Source organism: Limosilactobacillus sp. WILCCON 0051 (assembly GCF_039955095.1).
Lineage (GTDB): Bacteria > Bacillota > Bacilli > Lactobacillales > Lactobacillaceae > Limosilactobacillus > Limosilactobacillus allomucosae.
On record NZ_CP154878.1, the window covers coordinates 481,390 to 504,671 of the forward strand.

Below are 23,282 nucleotides of genomic sequence, written 5' to 3' on the forward strand. Positions count from 1 at the left end.
CTCTGATTGCTTAAAGCGTCGCCATTTGAAGGGTGGCGCTTTTTGAAGTCTGATTTTTGTATTTATTTGTGCAACCGTGTGTTTTACAAGCATAATGCTTATTAACAATTTCATTAATAGTGACAAGTTCCAGATCAGCATTGAAACCGGCTCCACAATCGGCTATTATTTTATTGTGAAATCATATGTTGGATAGATTTAAGGAAAGAAGTGTTTTTTAATGACGCAAATTTCATTTGACGCCAGTGCACTGAAGAAGTTCGTGCACGAAAACGAACTGGGCGAAATGCAGGCGATGGTCAACGCGGCCGACAGCGAGCTGCGCAACGGAACGGGGGCCGGTGCCGACTTCCGCGACTGGCTGCATCTGCCAACGGAATATGATCATGAAGAATTTGACCGCATCAAAAAGGCGGCCAAAAAGATTCAATCAGATTCAGAAGTCCTGGTCGTAATCGGGATCGGCGGCTCATACCTGGGTACGCGGATGGCCATTGACTTTCTGCACGACTCGTTCTACTACTCGCAAAAGCCAGCCGACCGCAAGTTCCCACTGGTTCTGTTTGCCGGCAACTCACTGAGCTCGTCATACCTGCATGATCTGGTTCAGCTGATCGGCGACCGCGACTTCTCCGTCAACGTGGTCTCCAAGTCTGGTACGACTACGGAACCAGCCATTGCCTTCCGGATCTTCCGGGAGCTGCTGGTCAAAAAGTATGGCGAAAAAGGAGCCAACCAGCGGATCTACGCTACGACTGATGCTAAGCGCGGCGCTTTAAAGACTGAAGCTGACGATGCCGGCTGGGAAACGTTTGTGATTCCGGATGGCGTGGGCGGCCGCTACTCAGTCCTGAGTGCAGTTGGTCTGCTGCCGATCGCCGTTTCTGGGGCTGACATCGACCAATTGATGGCAGGGGCGGCTGACGCGGAAAAGTCGTACGCCAACCCAGATCTGACGCAAAACGAGGCCTACCAGTACGCAGCCTACCGCAACATTTTGTACCGCAAGGGCTTTACGACGGAGCTGCTGGAAAACTACGAGCCGAACATGACGATGTTTGCCGAATGGTGGAAGCAGCTGGCTGGTGAATCTGAAGGCAAGGATCAAAAGGGCATCTACCCATCCAGCGCCAACTTTACGACCGACCTGCACTCGCTTGGTCAATACATCCAAGAAGGCATGCGCAATCTGATGGAAACGGTCGTTAAGCTGGACACGCCAAACCATGACGTCACGATTCCAGCAGCTGAAAACGATCTGGACGGTTTGGCCTACCTGCAGGGCAAGAACATGGACTGGGTCAACACCAAGGCCTACCAAGCCGTCGTGGCAGCGCACAATGCCGGTGGCGTGCCAGTCATGACAGTGCACATTCCTCGCGAGGATGAATACACGCTGGGCAGTTTGATCTACTTCTTTGAGGTTGCCATGGGCATTTCCGGCTACCTAAACGGGATCAACCCATTCAACCAGCCGGGCGTTGAGGCCTACAAGACGAACATGTTTGGTCTGTTGGGCAAACCAGGCTTTGAGGCAGTTGGCGATCAATTGCGGGCACAAATGAAGGAAAACGAAAAATAATTTTTCGCGTCATTCGCTGGGACTGGCGAATGGCGTTTTTTAATTTAATGGATGTAGTTTTGAAAACTAAATATTAAATTGTTAAAACCATTTAATTAAGGAGAATCATAAATGCTGGGAGAATTTTTGGGCACGCTGACACTGATCGTTTTGGGATGCGGTGTCGGTGCAGGCTTGAATCTAAATAAGACGATGGCGCGTGGTCAAAGCGACTGGTTCTATGTAACGTTTGCCTGGGGGATTGCCGTAACTATGGGAGTCTATGTGGCGGCTTCGTTTGGTGCGCAGGGACATCTAAATCCCGCGGTCACTATTGCTTTTGCCGTAGCTGGAACCTTTCCCTGGTCGCAGGTGGCGCCTTATCTAGTTGGGCAGTTCTTGGGAGCATTTTTAGGTGCTGTTTTAGTCATGATCCAATTCTGGCCGCATTTTAAGGCAACCAAGGATCCTAAGCACAACAATATCGGTATTTTTTCAACCGTCCCTGGGATTCGCAGCAATCTGTTCAACTTCTTGAGCGAGTTGATTGCGACGTTTGTCTTTATGCTGGTGCTTTATAATCTAGGGAATTTTACGACTGGGTTAAAACCGGTCGTTGTTGGGCTGGTGATCTTTGTGATTGGGGCCGGTTTGGGGACGACGACTGGCTTTGCGCTGAATCCGGCTCGTGACTGGGGACCGCGATTGGCCTATACGATCATTCCAGTACCGAACAAATCAAGTGCAATGTGGGACTATGCCTGGGTACCGATGCTGGGACCGTTGGCAGGTGCTTTATTAGCAACGCTTTTGCAAATGACGGTGAAATAAAGCATGAAAAAAGAAAAGCTGCAGACGGAACTGAAACGGGTGCAGACCAGGCTGGCGGTTTGGTGCGTACTGACCATCTGCTTTTATGTCATCGCGGCTTTGCGAGTCTTGCCGTTCATTCATTGGCTGGCCTGGCTTAGTGCCGGCTACTGTATTTTTTTGCTTGGTACCTGGCTTTGGCTGTTTCACATCTATCGACATCTTAAATAAGAAACGCGCTCGTTTGCCACTGGCGACGGGCGCGTTTTGCATCCTTGATTGCTTGCACTTAACCAGGTTTCTTGCAATAATTAGCTAGACATTTAATCAATGGGGGATATTCATGGAGATTTTAGCACTGATTTTAACAATGCTGGTTGGAATTGAGCATCTGGGGATTATGGGGTTGGAAATGTTTGCCAGTCCCGCTAAGCAGGCCAAGGCATTTGGACTTTCAGAAGAATACGTTGGTCAAAAAGAAGCGCGGGTGTCATTTGCCAATCAAGGCATCTATAACGGTATGCTGGGGCTGTCTTTGATCATCAGCTATTGGCTTTTTAGCGGCACCGTTTTGATTAAAGTGTGGCTGTTGTTGTTGAGCTTTGTCATTGTCGTTGCTTTTTATGGCGGTCTGACGGTTGGCAAAAAGGTCTGGGCAATGCAGATGCTGCCGGCAGTTCTGGCTGCAGTCTGCTGGGTGCTGGTATAAAGTAAAATAAAATCGCTAAGATTGGTTGATCAATCTTAGCGATTTTTTAATTGGCAGCGACGTTTTGAGTTGAGGTTTTGATGCTGGAGTTAGCTGAGCTGCTGGAGCTGGCCTGGCTGCTGTAAAGCTCGTTGACGGCATCAATGTCACGCTGCTGGATGGTATAGAGCGATCCGGCTGGCTGCATGACTGAGATGTCGTTGGTATGCTGCAGCCCGATAGCATGCCCCAATTCATGCTCGGCCGTGTTGACGATTCGTTCCATGGTATAGCCATAGGAGGGATCAAGCAGGTAGGCGGTATTTAAGTAGACCGTGCCATGAACGAAATAGCCGGTTAATGAATCAACGCTCATCTGAGTCATTCCAGCGGCATCATTGTCTTTGTTCATGGTTGTCATGACGATATCGGCATTTTTTCTGTTGCTGGTCTGCGTGAACTTAAAGCTTCCGGTAGCGTTCCATTTGGCGATTGCATCCAAGGCGGCCTGCTGCAGTGTCTGGTTTTCATAGCTGACATAGACGGTGGCCGTTGTTTTCTTCCAGCGACCACTGACCGAATCTGAATCGCTGCTGGTCTGCTGCGTCTTGGCTGAAGCGGTAGTGGTAGCCTTTTGACCAGTCACGCGACTCTTTAGCTGCTGAAAGTTGGCCTGCGCGACATAGGCGATTCGATTTACTGCAGCCCGTGCATTGTCGTTATTATGATAGACCCAGCTAAAGCCAATCAGGATAACGGCATAAAGCATGATGGTGCTAAAAAAACGTCGCATGGCGATTCCCTCCTTTGCGGCAGTTGTAAGGTTATTTTACCTTTTTGCTCCAGTGACGTCTAATTTGAAGACAGCCTAACACGAAATTTAAGAGATTTTAAAACAGCGTGACGCAGAAAAGCTCTGCACCACGCTGTCTAATGACGATTGAAGATTAATATGGGTATTGGTAGCCGAACTCGTAGACCATTTCCGGTTCCTTACTGATGCGATGATTGGTGTTTAACCCGTCAATCTGCTGCATTTCGGCTGGTGATAGCTCAAAGTCAAAAATATCGGCATTGGCTTTGATGCGGTCTTGATGAACGGATTTTGGAATGATCGCAATGCCGTTTTGCAGATGCCAGCGCAGGATAATCTGAGCAGGCGTTTTTCCGTGTGCCGCAGCTAATTTAAGCAGCACTGGATCATCCAGACGCTTGCCGCGGCCAAGTGGACTCCAGGCCTGCGTAATGATGTTGTGTTCGGCATTGAACTTTAGCATTGGTTTTTCCGTCAGCCAGGGATGAACCTCCAATTGATCCAAAACCGGCATTTCACGCGCTTTGGTTGCCAGATATTCCAAATGCACCATGCCATAGTTGGAAACGCCAATCGAACGTACCAATCCTTCTGCCTTCAAGTCTTCAAAGGCTCGCCAGGTTTCAAAGAAGTGTTGGTGAACCGGCCAGTGGATCAAAAGCAGGTCAACATAATCTAGGCCAAGCTTTTTTAATGAGCTGACAACTGACTGCTTGGTTTGGTCGTAGCCTTGGTTGGCTTCTGAAACCTTGGTCGTAACAAAATAGCTTTCACGTGGTGCGGACAGCTGCCGCAGACCCTCACCAACGAATTCTTCATTTTCATACATCTGCGCCGTATCAAACAAACGGTAACCAGCTTCGTATGCCCACTTAATGGCGTTGACGGCTTCTTTTTCATCCGTGATTTTATATAATCCAAAACCTTCTTGCGGCATTTGGTTGCCATCTGCCAGGGTTAAAAATTGATTGCTGATTTGAGTGGCCATTTTTAAAATCCTTTCTTTGCTGTAAAAAATAAGCTAACTAAATTATACGCTAAGTTGTCAGGTAATTTATGAGTAAATCCAATCTCAAATGTCTAAATTACCATCTGAATTAAAATACGAATGATATTAGATCAAATATTGAAAAGGAAAGCTTTAAGTCGTACAATATCAAGCGTTGGGGTAGGAAAATATGAGTTATTGTCCGGTGGAGCGGAATGTGGAAACCGGAAGGAAGCTGCGGCTGCTTGTATTTTCCGCATTCACCACCGGAGACCATGGTCAATGTTGTTCCCTAACAAAAAATTTTAGGGAGATGTTGATTATGAAAATATTGTCACTGCACGGTCCCAAGTTTGATACTAAGAGAATGGCGCTGGCAGCAATGCTGATTGCGCTGCAGATTATTTTGGAGAAGCTGTCGATTGGTGATCCGGCAGTCTTAAAGATTGGTTTAGGCTTTATTGCTACGGCACTGATTGGCTTTTTACTGGGGCCCTGGATCGGCGCGCTGTCAATGATTATCAACGATCTGATTAGTAATACGCTGTTGAGCTCTGGGGCCATGTTTTTCCCTGGCTTCACTCTATCAGCTGCAATTTCAGGAATAATTGCCGGGATGTTCCTATATCAGCAGCAGATCAACTGGCGGCGAATCTTGATTTATGAATTTTGCCAGATCCTGATTACCAATGTTTTTTTTACGACGCTTTGGCTTTATTTGATGGGAATAGGGCAAGGCAGCAGTGCGATGTCTTTTATGGCACTATTGATGGTACGACTGCCCAAAGAGGTTATTTCCTGGCCAATTGAGACATTGATCGTCTTAACGCTTTTAAAGGCAGTTGAACGGGCTGGCCTCAAGACGACTTTTGATTAAAATAACAATAGGAGCATGATTTTGATGATGGTCAGAATCATGCTTTTTGATTGCCTTTGATTATAATTGGGGAATTTGGTTATGAAAAAAATTAAAATCAGCGAAACGGCTGTCTTTATTATTGGCAGTCTCGGAATAGCACTGTTGGGAGCAGATTTTCCACCGCCGCTTGGTTTTTGGAAGATAATAGCTGTCATTAGCTTGGTTGCCTTGATTCAATGGTATTATCTTGACTGGCTGCTGGAGAGGATCAACTCTAAAAAAAGCCTATTGATGACGGTAGGAATATACGCATTGCTTGGTGGGATGAGCACAGCGACAATGATTGCTGCTTCAGGTCAGCTGAAAAAAGAGACTGTGATCTGGCTGGGACTGATCATACTGGGTACTGCAGCTTATGGCCTGCTTTTCTGGCTGGTTAATTGGTTGATTCGACATTTCGTTAAATAATCATGAAAGACGGTTGGAGGAATGACTTAACTTTTCTAAGCCCTTTCTGCTAAAATGAAATGCAGTGGTGAAATTAAGAGAAGAGAGAATAAGGAAGCGATAAGATGGCCAGTAATTCTGATACTTTGTACTACGTTTTGTCCAAGATCAATCATCATCCCGAGTTGATCAAAACGCGGATGCCACTCTATTCAAATGCGATTTCGATTACGATTCCCGATAATTTGAAGATCGCTGATTCTGATTTTTATTTTCCAGACAGTAAATTAATGGTTAATCGGTTGGCGCCAGAATTCGTTGCCAAAAATGGCGAGCTGTTAGATTATTTCTATCAGCAGACGCGTGGTGATATTCCGGGATATCATGATGTCTGGGTTACGACGTCGCATATTCCACGCGAATCGGTATATTTAATTGAACTTTCTTATGAATAATTCGAAATATTGATTGACAAAATCCATCATAGTAACGTAAACTAATACATGTACGTTACTATTGCCCACTGGTCAAATTGGTTAAGACGTCGCCCTCTCAAGGCGGAGTTACGGGTTCGATCCCCGTGTGGGTGATACAAAGGTAAAACTTGATAATTTTAAAAGGTCAATGTGCGATTTTTGCACATTGACCTTTTTATTTGCTAAACTGAGCTGATTGGTGCAACGAAAGAACGACGGTAAATAGTGGTTCTTGAACGGTCCAAGGCGATGGCGATTTCGATAAATACCCGTTTCAGCCGTCATTTCATGCTTGTCGCTGTCTTCTTTCGTCCATTGTTGTGGTTCTTTTTGCTTGTGCTCCATAGTTTTTACTGCCTTCTCTTTCTGAGATGCCAAGACTGCGCTACCGTGCTTTTGAGCCATGCTTTTCCAGGAGCTGACCTAAGTTGGACGTACATCAAATTTTGCGGCAACTTGTTCCAAGGTTTCCTCATGGGTTTGATGGTAGTCTACTACATCTTCTTTGAACTTCTGACTGAATTTTCGTTTGATGGGTTAGGCAATAAGCTTTCCTCGAAGCCGATAGTTGCGGATCCACTCGCCAACCCGACGAGGATCAATGTCGTGCTGTCTGCTTAATTTGCTAATACTGATGTTATCTTTTCGTTCAAAGTATTCATGAACGATTTTGCCTTTTAACTTTGGACTGTATATATTCATAAAATATCACCTGCAATTACTAAACTCTTTGTCCGGTAATTGCAATCGTTTAGGACTTGATTTCATTCACAAAGTCGGCTATTTTCCTATTGAAAAATATTAATCAAAGGTCCTTTTATAATTTTGAACTGGATACTGTCTGCTTAGATTAGACTGAGTATTATGATGAAGGTGAACTGGTGTTGGCAATTTTATGATTTTGCGGATAGCAGTACTGCTTTTAGCATTTTGTCTCTTGCATGGATTGTCTAGATGGATTCTGCATTCGAAACTTGATCTCAACCGTAATTGGGTGAGTCAAATTCAAGTAACAAACTGGACGATAAATAGTTTTAAAAATAATTTTGGAAAAAGTGTTGACTCAATATAGATTATTATGTATACTAATAATCGTTGTTAAAAGCAATCAACTCAACTTATTGGGTATTAGCCAAATGGTAAGGCAGTGGACTCTGAATCCATAATTTACAGGTTCGATCCCTGTATACCCAATCCTAACAACATTGTGCATCTGTCAGCGTTCTTAATCGTTGATATGATGCACTTTTTTTATTTTAATTCACAAGCAGATACACTCAAAAACAAGGAAATTGGGTTGATATTTGGGTTGACTTAATGGGGCGAACAATAGCAAGTGAATTACTGATATAACAATGTTTAAGCGGTCTTTTGATTAGGCCGCTTTTTCTTATTTTGGGTTAACATTTCGCTTTTTAGCCCTCGCCAACTGATCAGCAGTAGGCAAAACGATTCTTCGGTGGCGCTCAAACGCAAAATTTTTGGAATTTACCGTTTGAAAAGGTCGATGCGCGTTCAAGAACATAAAAAAATCTAACCCCCGTCAAAATAAGGCGGGGGCTTTTGGGGATGATGCAGGGCGTGGAAAACTCTGTAAAAAAAGTTCAATTAAAAAAAGAATGCAAAAAGATTGTTCTTTTTCTGAATTGAACGAAATTTAAAATAAAACATGAAAATATCTGATCATAACTAACTGCTTTGCCTGACTATGGATTGACTGCAGCAACTCAGACTAAGCCAAGTAATGGACTGCAAGGCATCATGATAGTTCATTGCGTCTGAAAGCCGTTATAGCTTGGGGTTAATGATCGATGCAACGTTTGCTAAGTCCATAAATGATGAAGACAAGCTAACCCGTCAATTTAACGGGTCGCTAATTATCAATTCGATATTCGTTAAGTCCACAAATGAATTCTTCGAGTGGTTAATAAATAAAGCTGAAATTGGATTCATTAGCAGGCATGAACGATCAACTATAAACGGTCGCTGCTTTTCATTGCGTCTGAAAGCCCCCTCGAAGAACAGATTGATAACTGCCACGCGTGTTTAGCCAAGTTAATGTGCAGATTGCTCTTATATTGGCAACGTGGCGGGGGGATGCTGCAATACAAAACCCTGCCAATAGATAGCTATCAGCAGGGTTCATGTTTAGTTATTGAAAGATACGCAATTCATGGCCGCGTGCAGCATAGCGTTCTGCAAACTCATTACAAGCAGCATTGAATAGTTCCATATATCTGGTACGGCCATAACCAATTGCATTGGCAGCCTGCCACACTGTTAAGTCGCTAATGTAACGATCAGTAATTAGCTTTCTGGTACTTTCTGAACATTGGTTAAGGACCTCAGCCACGATTGATAATTCGTTCTTGGCATCGATTGAATTAATAGCTGCATTCTCAACACCATTGAAAGCGTGGTTGCCATTATTGCCATTCTCCGACAATCTAGGCGATGCTAGGGCATTCCTTAATGATTGACCAGATAAGCGTTCCAGATGCGATAAATCTTCTCTGAAGAACGTTCTAACGTTAGCAGCAGTTGCCTTGTCGTCCACGCTTGTAAAGTTAAACAATGCTCCCAAGTGGCATCAGTCCCTTATTCAAAATCGTCAAAAACGATTGCAGCCGAATAAACAATATCACCATCTTTATTGCAAGCAGTAGAATATAAAATCTGCTTAACCTCCCAAACGCAATTATATTTCTCAATAAAAGCATTGATGCTTGATTGCAATTCTTTGTGGTCAGTGTTTGAAATAATATCAGTCTGCAGCATGATTGATCATTCCTTTCTATGCTTATTCTTTTGTCCCAAAAAGTGGCCTAACTTGTCCCAATTTGAAATGGCCCTCAAACCCTTGTGGCTGTAGGCGTGGCCCAAAATGTCCTAAAAATTTGAGTTTTTATATATTGTCTATATATTCTTATATAATCTAAATAAACTAACTAACTATAAAATATTTTATTTTAATTTCTCAAAAAACTTAGTCCTTTTGGGACAACGTTAATATAACGGCATTTGTAGCGTTAAAAAGTTGGTCCATAGTTGGGACAAACTGTTAAAAGTTGGTCCAAACTTAGCTAGTCATTTTTACAATGTTTTTAGCTGAAGAATATAATGGCATACTTATTCCAACATAAACATAAGGGCGTTCATTACCGATTCTTTTTCGTATTGCAAAAATTCCTTTTACTTTTAAATCTGCTTTAAATTTTTGGCTGCTTAATGGATTATGTGCATTTTTGCGGCAAAAAATTTTGTACTGATCATAAAGATTAGACTTTTCAATATAGCAATCTTTTCCTAACGTGCAGCATTCATCAATGAATTCTTGCACGGGATCATTATTGTTAATCCATTCGCGGCGGTTCTTTTTGATGCTTTCTGTTTGAGTAAGGCTATTTCTTTCCATAGCCTGCTTTGCCAATTGGATGCACTCATAAGCAAATGCGCCGCGTTCATCCCTAATCGTTTTTAAATTATATTTTTCTTTGAAATTAGGGATGCTACTAAACTCCAGTACGTTAATACGCCTTTCAAAACCATGTGTATTGTCCCTGAATGGTGGCAGTTCGTTAGCGCCAAACAGTAACTTGGCATAAAATTCAGCCTGCATCATTCCGTGATTCTTAACGTTAGTGCTGATTGTATCGCCGCCTGTAATTCGTTTCAGCGCGCCTGTATCGCCAATGATACTATTTGAAATATCAGCATTAATGTTAGCTTGTTTATGATACAGTTCAGCAACGTCAAAATTTTTATTGCCATTTCCAAGTGGCGGCGTAAGGTTCGATAATGGCAGGGATGAATAGTTACCATCACCAATTAGTTCTTCTACCTCTCTGAAAAAGGTACTTTTGCCTTCGCCGCCTCCACTTTTGACTATCACAAATGCTTGAATTGGCTCATAGCTCCTATAAAACATATAACCGATATATTCCATCATAGTTTTATAGCCATCACCAAATGATTCAACTAGCCAAGCATTCGTTTCAGGCGCGTCTTTATTTGGTTCTAGGTCATAATCGCGGCCGTTAGTGAAATAGTATTCTTTGGAATGTGGCAGTATCTGGTTCGTTTTAAAATCATAAACGCCATTTTTGAAATGCGCGTAACGTGGTTGAATGTTATCGATAGTTTCAGAAATAGGCTTAATTTCAATTCCATCTGATACGTATTGGAATGTTTCTCTTGCTGTTTTGGCAGTCCAAGCGTTGACGCTAACCAATTTTACCGAAATTAGATGCTTGATTGTTTGATCACCAATTGCAACCCAAAGCCCTGTTTTAGGGTTGTATTGATAAAGCTGATAATAAACTTTACTGGTAGCGCCATCGATTGACTTTGTATAGAAATAATCATTTTCTTCTAAAATTGCATGGCCTAAAGCAGCAGGATATGCTTTAACTTTTAAGCCGTCTAGATAAGCCCAATTTGGCAATGTTTTAGTTTCTTTTTCCCGTAAGCCTTTTGTTTCGTCCCCGTTGTTTTGTAGAAAGCTCATATCATAATTCAAATTCAGCGGTTGATGCGGGTTAAATACGCTTGTCGTTTCATTAATCGCCTTGTTAAGCAGCTCATAGCCATACGTGGTTTTGCCGCGCTTTTCATCGTATTTTTTGCGGTAAAGAGATGACCGCCTGAAAATTCTATCCATTTGCCCAAAATCTTTACCACACCAAAAAGCTAAATCGTTCGCAAACGCCATGTCAGCCTCAGAATGGCTACTATAGGATGATTCCCAACCACCATCCATGAATGATTTAAAGCGTTCACCATTGGATGCATTCTCAGCGCGTTCGATAATTTCATCGTCTGATAGATTGTTAGCAGCAACGGGTTCAACTTGCTTTTGGGTAGGGCCTGCAGCTTTTTCATCGTGGAAATAATGCTCATAAAGAATCTTCATATCATGGCTATTAAGCGATTTGATTTCTGGTTCAGCCATCAAACTGTTACCAGTCAATGCAAAAAAACGTCCTGACTGGTACATTTCATAATTACCTTTGCGCCGCCGTTTGCCTAAAATTTCGCCTTTAAAAATAACGTGGATTCCCTCGCCACTCATACTGGTTTCCATGTAACTGCCATGCGTTAATTCACGGGCTTTGTTTACAAGATTGTTTGGGTTGGTATCGCCACTCTTGGCATTATTTAGGTCTTCAGCAATATGATCAATATCTAAGCCTACATAGCCATTGGCAAAATAGAATGCTAAACCGTCTGCATCAGGATAAGTTTTAAGCGCCTGCATTGCAGTATCAAAATCAGACCACGTGGATTGATCATTGGTTTTACCATCCCCGCCATTGTATGGATTTTTGGGGATTTTGTTGTATTTTCCTTTTTCATCATTCCAGATGCGGTGATAATAACCCCATTGGGAAAGTTTCTTCAGCTCATTTGGAATCTTTTCATACATATGTTTTCACCTCTTAACGTTATCGATCAAGTTCATTAGCAATCACCTTTACCATCTTTTGCAGCAACTGTTCAGATTGATTGTTGTTCTTGCTGAATTCACCTAATAGATAGTTAATTGATGCAGTCATGGTTTCTAGTTCATATTCTTTGTGATTGCTATCGTGCAAGGCGTCAAATTGACGGTCTAGCAACAATTGAATGCTCTTTAAGTTGGCTAAAGTTTCTTCTAAATCAAATAGGTTGTCTAATAATTGATTTTTCATGGTAAAATACACCTCGTAAATAATATTTTTTAAAACAACAAAACCTGTTTAGCTAAGTGATTGTGGTAGGTCTCTAGTTCAGCAGGTTTTTTGTTTTGGCTAAAATCAGTATTGACCAGTGATTGAATTCGCCGCTCAAGCTCAACGACTTGGCTAATCAATGGTTCGATTGCTAGGTCGCGTTCATGGTCATTGGTGGCGATATAGTAGCCATTTGGCTTGGTGTAGCGCGCTCCTATTGGAATATGATGCACTACTACCAAATGATTAATTAGGTCGCGTACTTTGCGCCGCTCATTCAAGCTATCTTTTCCAACAACTAGCATGGTTAATTCATTTAACGGTCGTGGCCGTTCCATACCATTGGGGATGAAAGCCAAAATTGCGGTTTCCATTTCTGAAAATTCATTGTTTGTGGATGCTGCATCCTTAATCATGGTTTCACCTCGATTCTTTAAAGCAGCGTTTGCCATATCGATACAGTTCACAAAAGTTAAGCGCGGCTATTCCATACAGTCCTAAAACCGCGAAGATTACCACGTTCAAATATGCGTACCAGAAAGCAGCGCCTGCTTTGGTCATTGGTTCGCCTTGCATATCGATTAAGGCGGCCATATCGCTTTTAATTTGCGTGATCATAAAACCATCCCTTTTGCCGTTGCTGATTCAGCAGCGGTTTTTTCTCACTTGTTATTGTTCGTCTCGTCTCAATTTGTTTAGTGTTTAAGCATCCAATTGTTAATCTGTTCTTTGTTGTAGATTGCCATTCCATCAATCGTGGTATATGGCAGGCCAACCTTGCGCCATTTGTAAAGAGTGGCGCGGCTGATTCCTAACCATTCGCAAACGCCTTTGACGTCTAACCAGTCATATTTGGGATGCTTGGCGCGATTGATACCGTCCAAAACTGCATCCTTAACCATTTGGCTAATTTCCTTTTCGTCCATCACTTAACCCCCTTAACAGTTTCATAGTCTGTTTTGCTTTCACCTGCAGCATACGTATCAATAAGCCAATTAGTAAGGTTTTGATAGGTTGCTTTTGAAACGTGGCGATGATCGTTGCTTAAAATATCGCTCAAAGTCCATCGATTGACGCCTGTTTGACGTGCTAAATCGCCAATAGAAAGACTTAGTTCACCACGTTTGCGCTTGATAGCGATAACTTGGCTATCTGTAAGTTGCATCATTGTTCACCACCTTTAAAGCTCAACAAATCGTTGGCTTTATCAAAATAATAAAACGGGTAAATATATTAGTCAACAAATTGTTGGCATAATTACTTTTTTATTGACAAATTGTTGATAAATCTTGGCGTGTAATAGTATTATTTATATTTAAAAGGTGATGAAAAAATATGAACAAACAGCCTAAAAATAGAAATAGAATAAAAGAATTAAGGCTTGAACAGCATAAAACACAAAAAGATTTAGCAAATTATTTAAATGTAACTCCACAAGCTATTGCTTATTATGAAAAGGGTTTAAGAGAACCACCGCTAAAATATTGGCAAAAATTATCTGAATTTTTTAACGTTCCGCCATCATACCTGCAAGGACTATCTGATGATAAAAATAATTGGTTTAAAAATTTACCAAGATACCCAAAATACAAATTAAAAAATGAAATAAAACACCTTGTTGATACTGGTAAACTAGATGAAAATGCTGATTTTAAAACCAAAGCAAATATTGCAATGCAAAGCCTTGATAACCATCCTGCTGAAGATGAGCTAGGCGTTATCGAAGAGGTTCACAATAAATTAATTGATCTACTTATTTATGTTTATGATGCTTTTTATCAAGAACCAAAAAAAGGCGATAGTAGCAGCTCTAAGCGTGATCTTAAATCTGGTATGACCGAAGAAACGCTAATTAAAATTGTTGATATTTTAAATCAAGCACTTTGGGATATTGCGAAAATAGCAATTCATCTTGACGGCCATAATCCAGAACCATATGATCCTGACAAACACAAACTAAAATAATTCCCTGCAGCATCAATTTCCATGCATCCCCAATAGCGGGGTTAACCTTTTCTCACTTGTTATTGTTCGTCTCATTAAGTAGAAAGGTTAACTAAAATGAAAATTAAATCTTACAAAACAAAGCATGGTACAAGGTACGGCTTTTCGCTTTATATAGGCCAAAGCAATGAAAAAGGATATAGCCATAAGACTTTTAAGCGTGGTTTTAAGACCTATGATGATGCATTGGCAGCCTACTATGAAACAAAAAAAGCGTTTGACAATGGTCAGTTAAAACCACGCGTCAAACGCTACAAGCTAAAAGAAATTTATGATCTCTGGTTCAGTCAGTACAAGCAAACAGTTAAGGAATCTACTTATGCAACGACTGATAGAATTGCTAACAAGCATATTTTACCATTGTTAGGCGATTACTATATAGATGCAATAACTGTATTACGCTGCCAAAAAGCAGTTAATCAGTGGTTCAGGGATGCACCTAAAACTTTTAATCGATACGTTGTTTATAGCAATAATATCTTCGATTATGCGGTTCGCTTGGAATTGATCGATACTAACCCAATGAAAAAGGTAATTAAACCACGCAAGGGCTATGAACCAAAAGATTTTGATAACTTTTACAGTAAAGATGAATTGATTAAGTTCTTAAACTGCTGCAAGGCCAATGGCGATGATCAAATATATATGTTTTTCCGTCTGCTTGCTTTTTCAGGTATGCGAAAAGGCGAAACACTAGCTTTGCAATGGTCAGATATTAACTTTATGAATGGTACGATCAGAATCAATAAGACTGTTTCAAAAGGGATGAACAACCGCTTGCTAATTCAATCGCCAAAAACGCGCGGTTCAGTTCGTACCATCTCAATTGATGCTGAAACAATGGCCTGCTTGAAAGAGTGGCGGGCTAAGCAGCAAAAGCGCCTGTTTATGCTTGGCTATAACAGTATGAAACTTAATCAGCTAGTTTTTACCAACAATCACAATAAGGTGCTGCAGCCAACCAAACCAACAACTTGGTTAGATGATATTCAAGAAAAGTATCATTTACGCCATATCACGGTTCATGGTTTCCGCCACACTCATTGCAGCTTATTGTTTGCTGCAGGCATCCCCGTATCTGACGTTAAAGAACGTTTAGGCCATAGCAATATTGAAACCACGCTTAATGTTTATACTCATGTAACGGCCAATCAAAAGAAAATGACTGCTGATAAGTTCGCCAAGTTCATGGATGCATAAAAACGGTTTGGGTTGATATTTGGGTTGACGTTATTTTTAACCACGCTGAAAAGGTTGATATATCAATGTTTCAAGGCGGTTGAGATATGCTCCCTGTATACCCAATCCTAACAACATTGTGCATCTGTCAGCGTTCTTAATCGTTGATATGATGCACTTTTTTTATTTTAATTCACAAGCAGATACACTCAAAAACAAGGAAATTCTGGTAACATTTCTGGTAACGAAAAATTTCACAATAGGGCAGGTAATAGCGGATAAGTTGTTGATATAACGGTGTTTTGGCAGTTCCATAATTGGGGCTGCCTTTATTAGTTTCCGATGATTTTCTGGTAACATTTCGCTTTTTAGCCCTCGCCAACTGATCAGCAGTAGGCAAAACGATTTTTCGGTGGCGCTCAAACGCAAAATTTTTGGAATTTACCGTTTGAAAAGGTCGATGCGCGTTCAAGAACATAAAAAAATCTAACCCCCGTCAAAATAAGGCGGGGGCTTTTGGGGATGATGCAGGGCGTGGAAAACTCTGCAAAGGATTTAATTGAAAAAGATATTATAGCGACTCAGACTGCTGATCACGATCAATGTCATTATTGACCAGCAGCTCGCCATGGCGAATCAATTTTAATGGCAGGGCCAACTGGTGCTGATGCGCTGGCTTGATAAAAACGGTCTGCTCGGTGGTGCCTAAGATCATGCCGCTGATGCCATGGCAGCGGCCGCCAAACTGCAGTTGCAGATGTACTGGCTGGCCTTGATCGATGCCGAGTTTCAATAATGATCGAATCGCAAATTGGCTCTGCTGATTTTGGGGAGCTTCAATTGGCAAGGCGGCAAATTCATTTTCAACCTCATTAAGCTCAGCAATGCGAAAGCCATGCCACTTACCCATGCCATAGTCAATGTATTCATTTTTAAAAAAGGCACTGGCAATCTTGGTTGCTTCTTTGTCATGATACTTAGGCAGGCGAACTGGAGCTGACATGGTGGGCGAAACTGCGGAATTCTTAATAATCGGATTCTGTTTAAACGTCGGTGCTTGATAAGGGTGGGAGACAATGCGGCGCTGACTTCCTGGCCAGCGTTGATCGTCAAAGCCACGAAAATCAATGGTGATCTGCAGGCCTTCTCGTTCACGCAACAGACGCAGCAGTTTTTCCAACTGATCCAGCTGCTGATTGGACATTGAATACAGAGGATAGGAATGTGTTCTAAAATGTGGCCGGTAAATCTCAAAAAAGAAGTTAAACTGATCGTCATAATGATCATTGACTATCAGAATATGATAGATGGTTTTAGGCAATCGTTTAAATAATGGCCAGACCTGTTCAGCAATCTGATGAGCAGCACTGGCAAGTGAATCATCCATGGTTTACCTCATTAAATTTTTAATCACCCCGCAGATGGCAGCGGGGTCATGTTGAATATCAACAATCGATCAAAACAGCGAGATCTGCTGGGTGTTGGCATCGCTGAGCCGACTCAATGCAACGGAAATATTGCGGACGGCAGCACCCGACCAAGCTTGATGAAAAATACCAAGCAGATGATCGATCAACAGTTTTCGTTCAGCAGTTGGCTCAATGGTCATCTCATGACTATAGCTGGTGCGGCCATTGCTATCAGTAACGCCATTGGCATAGCCAAGTCCCAGGCGAATACGGCCGGCTTTTTGATGATGCCTGCTGAGCCGATCGATTACATCATTGGCAACCTTGATGATGCCCTGCTCAATGTCTTTTTGATGACTGAGATCTTTAGGCATGACCTGTGAACTGCTCCAGCTGGGATTTTTAGGGGTCAGCCGCACAGAAAGATCAGTGCGGTCAATACCCCAAGCCAATGCGTAAAGATGAGTACCGGCAACGCCAAATTCGTGCTTGAGCCAATGAGGATCGGTATGGGCCAGATCACCAACGGAATTAATGCCTAAAAGATTTAGTTTCGTGGCTGTTTTTTTCCCAATGCTCCAAATATTGGTCAAATCATGCCGTGGCCAGATGCGAGCGGCAAAATCATGATATGAAAGCCGTCCCTGAAAATTAGGCGCGTGCTTGGCGAACAGATCTAAGGCCAGTTTTGCCTGTAATGGATTTTCGCCAATCCCAACTGTAGTCCGCAAGCCAAGTTCTTTAAAAACGGTTCGCTGAATTGCCGCTGCCGCTTTTTCAGGAGTTGCGCCAAAAAATGGCCAGGTGTTGCTTAAATCAAGGATGCTTTCATCGATTGAGTATGGCCACCAATGATCGGCATCAGCATAGCGACGAAAAATCTGATTGATCTGCCGGTTTTTTTGCCGATAAAGCGCCAGTCGTGGTGGAACGGTTAAAAGCCTGGCATCGTTGGGAACCTTGTAGCCGCGGTCAACGTTGCGAATGCCAAAGTGCTTTTTGGCCAGTGGCGAGGTGGCGACGACCAGGCCGCTGCCATTATTTTCGTGTTCAGCCATGACCAATAGAACGGAATCCAATGGGTCGATTCCGCGCTGAACACTTTCAATGCTGGCAAAAAAAGACTTATTGTCAATCATCAAATAAACGCCATGTGGCTCATTATGGTAGTCAAGCATCTCAAAATAGCATCCTTTCAGGTAACTTTTAATCAATTATACGAACGTGTGTTTTAAAATGCAAATTAAACCATCAAGCAGCTGGTCTGATCCAAAATACGAAAGCAGCAAGTTGGCTGATGATTCGTCAAAGCAGCAGCGGATATCATAAATACCGGTTCGAAAAAATATTACATTATTGTTGCAAATGAGTTACAATAGTAATGAAAAATTGAATCTGGAAAGGGGCGGTTGACATGATTAAGCAGTTGAAGCATTGGCTAACGGGATTGTTGATGGCAGCAATGGTGCTGGGCTTAACGGGCTGTGCATCAGTCGGCGCTCCGACCGGCAATAATCAGTCAGCCGATTCCAACAGCTCAGCGACAGCAGTTTCGCATCAGCGCGCCTCAAAGAAGCACGTGGCTGCTAAAAACAGTAAAGCCAGCGAATCCAGCAGCCAAACGTCGCAAAGTATCAGTTCATCAGCTGCAGTCGCAACTTCCAGCAGTCTTGATAGTGCGGCTGCTCAATCATCAGCCGCAGCTGTTCAGAAAGCCGAGCCAGCGACTTCAGCAGCTCAAACGGCAGTCAGTCAAACAGCTGCTGCAAATGAGTCATCGCAGGCGGCCGCAACGGTTAACGATCAGGTAGTTGATGGACTTAACCAAGCCGCTGGTCTGCAGCCAGAAAATGGCGACCAATACATGACCTCACAGACCAGTGATGGCAGCTGGCAGGTTGACGTGCGGACCAGCAGCGGTGCAGGGCAGGATCCGAATGTCTCGCATTTAAAAGGAATCTACAAATACAATCCAGCAACCGGTCAATACCAACAGATGGATCCAATGACTGGTGAGTTTAACTAAATATCCACATTGCCAATGGTCATGAACGCTGGACGGTTGGCAATGGTTTTTTGCTCAGTGAAAGCATCCGTTAAAACGGGTGCTTTTTCTATTCTCAAAAAAAGCTTGACGATTATGGGAAAGAGAGTAAACTAAAAAATCGTTAGGTACATAACTATTATGCACCTAACGATTTTAATTGGAGGAAATAAAATGTCGATTAGCGATGAAATGCTGTTCGGCCATCTGTTTTTATTGGGTATGGACATTCGAATGGTATCCAAGCCTAAACAGCGTGGCTTTCATGGTCAGGGGCGCGTCTTGTTCCTATTGTCGAAACATGAGAATATCTCGCAGCGTGAATTGGCCAGCCTGGCACAGATCAAGCCGGGTTCGATGACTGAGATTCTGACCAGAATGGAAAGAGACGGTTTGATCACAAGACAGCGTGACGTCAGCGACAAGCGCGTCATTCATGTCCGTCTGACCAAAGCGGGGACTGAACTGGCAAAAGAAAATCACCAGCGTCATCAATGGTTCTGCAAAACCTTATTCGGAACGCTGAGTGATGAGGAAAAAGCGGAACTTAATCGGTTAATTTTAAAAATTGATCAAAACATCAAAAATGAATGTTTAAAAAATAAAGAAGGTGAGAATAGTCATGCTTAAGATTGCCAAACGTAATCTACAATGGTGGGCCGTTGTCTTGGCGGTTTTATTTATGGTTGGTCAGGTCGTTTGTGACTTGACGATTCCAACGCTGACCTCGGAAATTATCAATCGTGGGGTAGTCAAGCAGGATCTGTCGTTTATTACTCATGAAGGATGGATCATGATGGGGGTCGCGCTGATTGGACTGTTAATGGCAATTGGCAATATCTATTTTGCAGCCACGCAGGCGATGAAGGTCGGCAAAAATCTGCGGGCTCAGATCTATCAGCGTGTTTTTCGGTTTTCGGAGCGTGAGATGTCAGAGTTGGGAACCTCATCTCTGATTACGCGCTCGACCAATGATGTGGTTCAGATTCAAAACGTGATCGTCCAGATGCTGCGGATGATGATTCAGTCGCCAATCATGCTGGTGGCGGCCTGCTTTTTGGCCTACCAGCGTGAACCAAGACTGACCAAGATTTTTCTGATCAGTCTGCCGATCTTGGCAGTAGTCATTATTATTATCATGTCGATGGCCACGCCTTTGTTTAAGAGTATTCAGAAAAAGACCGACCGCATCAATCTGATTTTTAGAGAAGGCTTGACTGGCGTGCGGGTGATTCGGGCCTTTAATCAAGACGACTATGAGCAGGAACGCTTTAAAAAGGCTAATCGCGACTATACGGATACTGGAATCAAGGCCTTTACGCTGGTCTCGTTGATGTTTCCGGTAATGACCCTGATTTTGAGTCTAACCAACGTCAGCATCATTTGGATGGGCAGCCATCTGATTGCGAACATGACAATGGAAGTTGGTGATCTGATCGCGTTTTTAAGTTATGCCGTAATGATTTTAATCAGCTTCATGATGCTCTCGATGATCTTTGTCTTTGTTCCGCGGGCGCAGGCGTCGGCAGTTCGAGTCAATGAGGTCTTGGAAAAGCCGATCAGCATTCATGATGCGCCAAAGGATCAGCAGCTAAAGCTTGATTTAAGCAAACCAGCCTCATTAAGCTTTGATCATGTTGATTTTCGCTATCATGGCGCTGAACGACTGGCGCTAGCCGATCTGAATTTTAAGGTTAGAGCTGGTCAGACGCTGGCAATCATTGGCGGAACGGGATCAGGCAAGTCAACTTTGGTGAATCTGATTCCGCGGCTTTTAGAGATTGAAAAAGGCGAGATTCGGGTCAACGATCAGCCAATCAATCGCTTGAGCCAGCATGATCTGCACAGCTTGATCTCGATAACGCAGCAAAAAGCCGTGCTGTTTACGGGGACGGTTCGCAGCAATCTGCAGTTTGGCAATGATCAGGCTGATGATGAACAGATGTGGCATGCCTTGGAAGTAGCTCGAGCAGCCGATTTCGTCAAGGAAGCTGGCGGTCTGGATGCAGTCGTTGAGCAAAACGGGAGCAACTTCTCGGGTGGTCAGCGGCAGCGGTTGGCAATTGCGCGGACGATCATTAAAAAAGCATCCGTTTATGTTTTTGACGATTCATTTTCAGCGCTAGACTTTAAAACCGATGCCCGGCTGCGAATGGCCTTAAAAGCCGACCCGCAGATCAAGCAGGCCGTGACGGTGATCGTGGCGCAGCGGATTTCAACGGTTGCCGATGCCGATTTGATTTTGGTACTGGATGAAGGACGCGTGGTTGGACAAGGAACGCATGCTCAGTTGAAGGCTGACAATCCAACTTATCAACAGATTCTGCATTCACAGATTCAGGAAGGAGATGAAGCGCATGCGTAGAGGACCACATGGCGGACCACACGGCAAGGGAGCTAAGGCACAGGATTTCTGGGGCACGACTGGTCGCTTGTTTTCCTATCTGCGGCCATGGGCTTGGGGAATGATTTTCTCGATCGTGCTGGCCATTATTTCCGTAATTTTGTCGATCGTCTCGCCTAAGATCTTAGGACAGGCTACGACGACGATCTATCAAGGAATAATGAAGGGCTATGCTCAGATGAAGGCTGGGCAGCATCTGACCGCATTGCCGATTGATTTTGACAAGATCAAGCACATCGCCATCATCGTCGTTTTGCTTTATCTGTTCTCGGGCCTTTTCAGTCTGGCACAGCAGGTTATTATGACCAATATCTCGCAAAAGGTGGTCTATAACCTGCGCCGTGACGTTAAAGCCAAGATGAAGGTCGTGCCGGTTAAGTTCTATGATACGCACAGCAACGGGGATCTGATGAGTCGAATGGTCAATGATATGGATAACATTGCCACCACGCTGCAGCAGAGCCTGATTCAAATGATTACCAGTGTGATTACGTTTGTTGGGGTGCTGGCGTTGATGCTGACCATCAGCTGGAAACTGACGCTGGTTGCGCTGATCATCGTGCCTTTGAGTTTAGGCATCGTTGGCTTGATTGCTCCCCGCGCGCAGAAACTGTTCAGTACGCAGCAAGAGGAGCTCGGCAAGATCAATGCACAAGTCGAGGAAACCTTTGCTGGTCAGACGATCGTGCGGACGTTTAATCATGAAGAAGATGAAGAAGCCAAGTTCGCGCAGAAAAACGAGAAGTACTATCATTCTGCCTGGCTGGCACAGTTCTTCTCGATTCTGATCTTCCCATTTATGAACTGCATCAAAAACATTGGCTATCTGCTGGTTGCCGTGATTGGGGCTGTACAGATCATTCATGGCCAGATTACGCTGGGGAACGTCCAGGCATTCTTGCAGTATACCAACCAATTCTCACAGCCTTTGAGTCAGGTTGCCAATCTGAGCAGTACGATTCAGCAGACGATTGCCTCAGCTGAGCGAATCTTTGAAGTGCTGGATGCACCGGAAATGGATGAGCGAATCTTAAAAGATGAACCGTTGTCAGGTCATGATCAGCCTAAGATTGAGTTTAAAGACGTTCAGTTCAGCTATAATGACGAGCCGCTGATTCAAGACTTTAATCTTAAGGCGCCAACCAATCATATGGTCGCAATCGTTGGGCCGACTGGGGCCGGTAAGTCAACGATCATCAATCTTTTGGAGCGTTTTTACGACGTCAAGGGTGGGCATATCTATCTTGATGGCCACGATACGCGGACGATGACCCGCAGTCAATTAAGGACGCACATTGCAATGGTGCTGCAGGATACCTGGCTGTTTAAAGGCACGATCTTTGACAACATCAAGTATGGTCGTGAGGACGCGACTGAAGAAGAGGTTTATCAAGCAGCCAGATTAGCCTATGCCGACAGTTTTATTCGCGAGCTGCCAGATGGCTATCAGACGGTGCTGGATGAATCAGCGTCCAATATTTCCCAGGGTCAGCGGCAGCTGCTGACGATTGCCCGGGCATTTTTGGCTAATCCAGAAATTCTAATTTTAGATGAGGCGACCAGCTCAGTCGATACTCGAACCGAGTCCTTGATTCAAAATGCCATGAACGACATTCAGCAGAATCGGACCAGTTTTGTCGTGGCCCATCGTTTGTCGACGATTCGCAATGCTGAGCAGATCATTGTCATGAATCATGGTCGCATTATTGAAACGGGCAACCACCAAACCTTAATGGCTAAGCAGGGCTTTTATGCTGATCTTTACAACAGTCAGTTCTTGGGCAATCAGATTTAGCTGGTTAGTCAGTGCTTGACATTTGAAAAAAAGATGTTAGATTAATAATCAATTAAAAATAAAGCACAAAAATGAGAACCGTGATGAGAAGAG

27 protein-coding genes, 2 tRNA genes, 1 riboswitch and 1 other annotated feature (1 of these 31 running past the window's edge) are annotated in these 23,282 nt (G+C 43.3%); of the genes, 15 read left to right on the forward strand and 14 right to left on the reverse strand.

Going from position 1 to position 23,282, the window contains the following annotated elements:
• Positions 1–220 precede the first annotated feature (220 nt).
• The 4 genes from ABC765_RS02155 (at position 221) to ABC765_RS02170 (ending at position 3,080) form a co-directional block, all read left to right on the forward strand.
• The gene (locus ABC765_RS02155) at positions 221–1,582 is read left to right on the forward strand and encodes a glucose-6-phosphate isomerase (protein ID WP_347952799.1); all 1,362 of its coding nucleotides are present in this window, start codon (positions 221–223) and stop codon (positions 1,580–1,582) included.
• Positions 1,583–1,693: 111 nt separating this feature from the next.
• Positions 1,694–2,392 carry an MIP/aquaporin family protein gene (locus tag ABC765_RS02160; protein WP_347963323.1) on the forward strand — a complete coding sequence of 233 codons (699 nt, stop codon included), beginning with the start codon at positions 1,694–1,696 and terminating at the stop codon, positions 2,390–2,392.
• A 3-nt stretch (positions 2,393–2,395) separates the two neighbouring features.
• Entirely contained in the window at positions 2,396–2,602 is a 207-nt protein-coding gene (locus ABC765_RS02165; protein ID WP_347952801.1) for a hypothetical protein, read from the forward strand.
• A gap of 112 nt (positions 2,603–2,714) precedes the next feature.
• Entirely contained in the window at positions 2,715–3,080 is a 366-nt protein-coding gene (locus ABC765_RS02170; RefSeq protein WP_347980615.1) for a DUF1304 domain-containing protein, read from the forward strand.
• A 46-nt stretch (positions 3,081–3,126) separates the two neighbouring features.
• On the opposite strand, the gene ABC765_RS02175 is transcribed toward ABC765_RS02170, so the two are convergent.
• Together ABC765_RS02175 and ABC765_RS02180 are read right to left on the reverse strand one after the other, a co-directional pair.
• Positions 3,127–3,852: a M57 family metalloprotease gene (locus ABC765_RS02175; protein WP_347952803.1), complete on the reverse strand. Its 726-nt coding sequence runs from the start codon at positions 3,850–3,852 to the stop codon at positions 3,127–3,129.
• A 154-nt stretch (positions 3,853–4,006) separates the two neighbouring features.
• A complete protein-coding gene (locus tag ABC765_RS02180) occupies positions 4,007–4,861 on the reverse strand; it encodes an aldo/keto reductase (RefSeq protein ID WP_347952804.1) in 855 nt (284 codons plus the stop codon).
• Positions 4,862–5,035: 174 nt separating this feature from the next.
• A riboswitch (THF riboswitch) is annotated at positions 5,036–5,129 on the forward strand.
• Between the two features lie 54 nt (positions 5,130–5,183).
• Here ABC765_RS02180 and ABC765_RS02185 point away from each other — a divergent pair.
• The 4 genes from ABC765_RS02185 (at position 5,184) to ABC765_RS02200 (ending at position 6,757) form a co-directional block, all read left to right on the forward strand.
• Positions 5,184–5,738, forward strand: a complete 555-nt coding sequence (locus ABC765_RS02185) for a folate family ECF transporter S component (RefSeq protein ID WP_347952805.1) — start codon at positions 5,184–5,186, stop codon at positions 5,736–5,738.
• 81 nt (positions 5,739–5,819) lie between these two features.
• The gene (locus ABC765_RS02190) at positions 5,820–6,188 is read left to right on the forward strand and encodes a hypothetical protein (protein ID WP_347980616.1); all 369 of its coding nucleotides are present in this window, start codon (positions 5,820–5,822) and stop codon (positions 6,186–6,188) included.
• A 104-nt stretch (positions 6,189–6,292) separates the two neighbouring features.
• Positions 6,293–6,622, forward strand: a complete 330-nt coding sequence (locus ABC765_RS02195; protein ID WP_006500314.1) for a hypothetical protein — start codon at positions 6,293–6,295, stop codon at positions 6,620–6,622.
• A gap of 62 nt (positions 6,623–6,684) precedes the next feature.
• Positions 6,685–6,757 (forward strand) — tRNA-Glu (locus ABC765_RS02200).
• Here ABC765_RS02200 and ABC765_RS02205 read toward each other — a convergent pair.
• Both ABC765_RS02205 and ABC765_RS02210 read right to left on the reverse strand, forming a co-directional pair.
• Positions 6,731–7,048 carry a hypothetical protein gene (locus tag ABC765_RS02205; protein WP_347952807.1) on the reverse strand — a complete coding sequence of 106 codons (318 nt, stop codon included), beginning with the start codon at positions 7,046–7,048 and terminating at the stop codon, positions 6,731–6,733. The genes ABC765_RS02200 and ABC765_RS02205 overlap by 27 nt on opposite strands.
• A 132-nt stretch (positions 7,049–7,180) precedes the next feature.
• On the reverse strand, positions 7,181–7,345 hold the full coding sequence (locus ABC765_RS02210; protein ID WP_347952808.1) for a transposase: 165 nt from the start codon (positions 7,343–7,345) through the stop codon (positions 7,181–7,183).
• Between the two features lie 420 nt (positions 7,346–7,765).
• Between ABC765_RS02210 and ABC765_RS02215 the strand changes: the two genes are divergently transcribed.
• A tRNA-Gln gene (locus tag ABC765_RS02215) sits at positions 7,766–7,837 on the forward strand.
• A 958-nt stretch (positions 7,838–8,795) separates the two neighbouring features.
• Here ABC765_RS02215 and ABC765_RS02220 read toward each other — a convergent pair.
• The 8 genes from ABC765_RS02220 to ABC765_RS02255 all read right to left on the reverse strand — a co-directional run bounded on the left by ABC765_RS02220 (position 8,796) and on the right by ABC765_RS02255 (position 13,522).
• The gene (locus ABC765_RS02220; protein ID WP_347980617.1) at positions 8,796–9,227 is read right to left on the reverse strand and encodes an ArpU family phage packaging/lysis transcriptional regulator; all 432 of its coding nucleotides are present in this window, start codon (positions 9,225–9,227) and stop codon (positions 8,796–8,798) included.
• A 14-nt stretch (positions 9,228–9,241) separates the two neighbouring features.
• Positions 9,242–9,421 (reverse strand): hypothetical protein, encoded by a 180-nt coding sequence (locus ABC765_RS02225; RefSeq protein WP_347980618.1) that lies wholly within the window; start codon positions 9,419–9,421, stop codon positions 9,242–9,244.
• Positions 9,422–9,722: 301 nt separating this feature from the next.
• The gene (locus tag ABC765_RS02230; protein WP_347980619.1) at positions 9,723–12,068 is read right to left on the reverse strand and encodes a phage/plasmid primase, P4 family; all 2,346 of its coding nucleotides are present in this window, start codon (positions 12,066–12,068) and stop codon (positions 9,723–9,725) included.
• 19 nt (positions 12,069–12,087) lie between these two features.
• Positions 12,088–12,333, reverse strand: a complete 246-nt coding sequence (locus tag ABC765_RS02235) for a hypothetical protein (RefSeq protein WP_272216458.1) — start codon at positions 12,331–12,333, stop codon at positions 12,088–12,090.
• 29 nt (positions 12,334–12,362) lie between these two features.
• Positions 12,363–12,770 (reverse strand): hypothetical protein, encoded by a 408-nt coding sequence (locus tag ABC765_RS02240; RefSeq protein WP_347963333.1) that lies wholly within the window; start codon positions 12,768–12,770, stop codon positions 12,363–12,365.
• 4 nt (positions 12,771–12,774) lie between these two features.
• Positions 12,775–12,972 (reverse strand): hypothetical protein, encoded by a 198-nt coding sequence (locus ABC765_RS02245; protein WP_347980620.1) that lies wholly within the window; start codon positions 12,970–12,972, stop codon positions 12,775–12,777.
• A gap of 77 nt (positions 12,973–13,049) precedes the next feature.
• On the reverse strand, positions 13,050–13,280 hold the full coding sequence (locus ABC765_RS02250) for a helix-turn-helix domain-containing protein (protein ID WP_242075204.1): 231 nt from the start codon (positions 13,278–13,280) through the stop codon (positions 13,050–13,052).
• On the reverse strand, positions 13,280–13,522 hold the full coding sequence (locus tag ABC765_RS02255; protein ID WP_272223378.1) for a helix-turn-helix transcriptional regulator: 243 nt from the start codon (positions 13,520–13,522) through the stop codon (positions 13,280–13,282). Before ABC765_RS02255 ends, ABC765_RS02250 begins: the two co-directional genes overlap by 1 nt.
• A 167-nt stretch (positions 13,523–13,689) precedes the next feature.
• Between ABC765_RS02255 and ABC765_RS02260 the strand changes: the two genes are divergently transcribed.
• Both ABC765_RS02260 and ABC765_RS02265 read left to right on the forward strand, forming a co-directional pair.
• A complete protein-coding gene (locus ABC765_RS02260; RefSeq protein WP_347980621.1) occupies positions 13,690–14,319 on the forward strand; it encodes a helix-turn-helix transcriptional regulator in 630 nt (209 codons plus the stop codon).
• Positions 14,320–14,415: 96 nt separating this feature from the next.
• Positions 14,416–15,558: a site-specific integrase gene (locus ABC765_RS02265; protein WP_347980622.1), complete on the forward strand. Its 1,143-nt coding sequence runs from the start codon at positions 14,416–14,418 to the stop codon at positions 15,556–15,558.
• A 550-nt stretch (positions 15,559–16,108) separates the two neighbouring features.
• Here the strand turns inward: ABC765_RS02265 and ABC765_RS02270 are convergent.
• Together ABC765_RS02270 and ABC765_RS02275 are read right to left on the reverse strand one after the other, a co-directional pair.
• Positions 16,109–16,924 carry a hypothetical protein gene (locus ABC765_RS02270; RefSeq protein ID WP_347980623.1) on the reverse strand — a complete coding sequence of 272 codons (816 nt, stop codon included), beginning with the start codon at positions 16,922–16,924 and terminating at the stop codon, positions 16,109–16,111.
• Positions 16,925–16,993: 69 nt separating this feature from the next.
• Positions 16,994–18,124 carry an excinuclease ABC subunit A gene (locus tag ABC765_RS02275; protein WP_347980624.1) on the reverse strand — a complete coding sequence of 377 codons (1,131 nt, stop codon included), beginning with the start codon at positions 18,122–18,124 and terminating at the stop codon, positions 16,994–16,996.
• A 236-nt stretch (positions 18,125–18,360) separates the two neighbouring features.
• Between ABC765_RS02275 and ABC765_RS02280 the strand changes: the two genes are divergently transcribed.
• The 4 genes from ABC765_RS02280 (at position 18,361) to ABC765_RS02295 (ending at position 23,189) form a co-directional block, all read left to right on the forward strand.
• Positions 18,361–18,972, forward strand: a complete 612-nt coding sequence (locus ABC765_RS02280) for a hypothetical protein (RefSeq protein ID WP_347952811.1) — start codon at positions 18,361–18,363, stop codon at positions 18,970–18,972.
• 192 nt (positions 18,973–19,164) lie between these two features.
• Entirely contained in the window at positions 19,165–19,620 is a 456-nt protein-coding gene (locus ABC765_RS02285; RefSeq protein ID WP_006500309.1) for a MarR family winged helix-turn-helix transcriptional regulator, read from the forward strand.
• Positions 19,613–21,355: an ABC transporter ATP-binding protein gene (locus ABC765_RS02290; protein WP_347980625.1), complete on the forward strand. Its 1,743-nt coding sequence runs from the start codon at positions 19,613–19,615 to the stop codon at positions 21,353–21,355. The genes ABC765_RS02285 and ABC765_RS02290 overlap by 8 nt, the downstream gene beginning before the upstream one ends.
• Entirely contained in the window at positions 21,339–23,189 is a 1,851-nt protein-coding gene (locus tag ABC765_RS02295) for an ABC transporter ATP-binding protein (protein WP_376752311.1), read from the forward strand. Before ABC765_RS02290 ends, ABC765_RS02295 begins: the two co-directional genes overlap by 17 nt.
• A 71-nt stretch (positions 23,190–23,260) precedes the next feature.
• Positions 23,261–23,282, forward strand: a binding site (T-box leader); it runs 214 nt beyond the window's last position.

Excerpts from the sequence above, each read along its gene's own strand:
- ABC765_RS02155 (WP_347952799.1), top strand. The coding sequence starts at position 221 with ATGACGCAAATTTCATTTGACGCCAGTGCACTGAAGAAGTTCGTGCAC.
- ABC765_RS02160 (WP_347963323.1), top strand. The coding sequence starts at position 1,694 with ATGCTGGGAGAATTTTTGGGCACGCTGACACTGATCGTTTTGGGATGC.
- ABC765_RS02165 (WP_347952801.1), top strand. The coding sequence starts at position 2,396 with ATGAAAAAAGAAAAGCTGCAGACGGAACTGAAACGGGTGCAGACCAGG.
- ABC765_RS02170 (WP_347980615.1), top strand. The coding sequence starts at position 2,715 with ATGGAGATTTTAGCACTGATTTTAACAATGCTGGTTGGAATTGAGCAT.
- ABC765_RS02175 (WP_347952803.1), bottom strand. The coding sequence starts at position 3,852 with ATGCGACGTTTTTTTAGCACCATCATGCTTTATGCCGTTATCCTGATT.
- ABC765_RS02180 (WP_347952804.1), bottom strand. The coding sequence starts at position 4,861 with ATGGCCACTCAAATCAGCAATCAATTTTTAACCCTGGCAGATGGCAAC.
- ABC765_RS02185 (WP_347952805.1), top strand. The coding sequence starts at position 5,184 with ATGAAAATATTGTCACTGCACGGTCCCAAGTTTGATACTAAGAGAATG.
- ABC765_RS02190 (WP_347980616.1), top strand. The coding sequence starts at position 5,820 with ATGAAAAAAATTAAAATCAGCGAAACGGCTGTCTTTATTATTGGCAGT.
- ABC765_RS02195 (WP_006500314.1), top strand. The coding sequence starts at position 6,293 with ATGGCCAGTAATTCTGATACTTTGTACTACGTTTTGTCCAAGATCAAT.
- ABC765_RS02205 (WP_347952807.1), bottom strand. The coding sequence starts at position 7,048 with ATGGCTCAAAAGCACGGTAGCGCAGTCTTGGCATCTCAGAAAGAGAAG.
- ABC765_RS02210 (WP_347952808.1), bottom strand. The coding sequence starts at position 7,345 with ATGAATATATACAGTCCAAAGTTAAAAGGCAAAATCGTTCATGAATAC.
- ABC765_RS02225 (WP_347980618.1), bottom strand. The coding sequence starts at position 9,421 with ATGCTGCAGACTGATATTATTTCAAACACTGACCACAAAGAATTGCAA.
- ABC765_RS02230 (WP_347980619.1), bottom strand. The coding sequence starts at position 12,068 with ATGTATGAAAAGATTCCAAATGAGCTGAAGAAACTTTCCCAATGGGGT.
- ABC765_RS02235 (WP_272216458.1), bottom strand. The coding sequence starts at position 12,333 with ATGAAAAATCAATTATTAGACAACCTATTTGATTTAGAAGAAACTTTA.
- ABC765_RS02240 (WP_347963333.1), bottom strand. The coding sequence starts at position 12,770 with ATGATTAAGGATGCAGCATCCACAAACAATGAATTTTCAGAAATGGAA.
- ABC765_RS02245 (WP_347980620.1), bottom strand. The coding sequence starts at position 12,972 with ATGATCACGCAAATTAAAAGCGATATGGCCGCCTTAATCGATATGCAA.
- ABC765_RS02250 (WP_242075204.1), bottom strand. The coding sequence starts at position 13,280 with ATGGACGAAAAGGAAATTAGCCAAATGGTTAAGGATGCAGTTTTGGAC.
- ABC765_RS02255 (WP_272223378.1), bottom strand. The coding sequence starts at position 13,522 with ATGATGCAACTTACAGATAGCCAAGTTATCGCTATCAAGCGCAAACGT.
- ABC765_RS02260 (WP_347980621.1), top strand. The coding sequence starts at position 13,690 with ATGAACAAACAGCCTAAAAATAGAAATAGAATAAAAGAATTAAGGCTT.
- ABC765_RS02265 (WP_347980622.1), top strand. The coding sequence starts at position 14,416 with ATGAAAATTAAATCTTACAAAACAAAGCATGGTACAAGGTACGGCTTT.
- ABC765_RS02270 (WP_347980623.1), bottom strand. The coding sequence starts at position 16,924 with ATGGATGATTCACTTGCCAGTGCTGCTCATCAGATTGCTGAACAGGTC.
- ABC765_RS02275 (WP_347980624.1), bottom strand. The coding sequence starts at position 18,124 with ATGCTTGACTACCATAATGAGCCACATGGCGTTTATTTGATGATTGAC.
- ABC765_RS02280 (WP_347952811.1), top strand. The coding sequence starts at position 18,361 with ATGATTAAGCAGTTGAAGCATTGGCTAACGGGATTGTTGATGGCAGCA.
- ABC765_RS02285 (WP_006500309.1), top strand. The coding sequence starts at position 19,165 with ATGTCGATTAGCGATGAAATGCTGTTCGGCCATCTGTTTTTATTGGGT.
- ABC765_RS02290 (WP_347980625.1), top strand. The coding sequence starts at position 19,613 with ATGCTTAAGATTGCCAAACGTAATCTACAATGGTGGGCCGTTGTCTTG.
- ABC765_RS02295 (WP_376752311.1), top strand. The coding sequence starts at position 21,339 with ATGAAGCGCATGCGTAGAGGACCACATGGCGGACCACACGGCAAGGGA.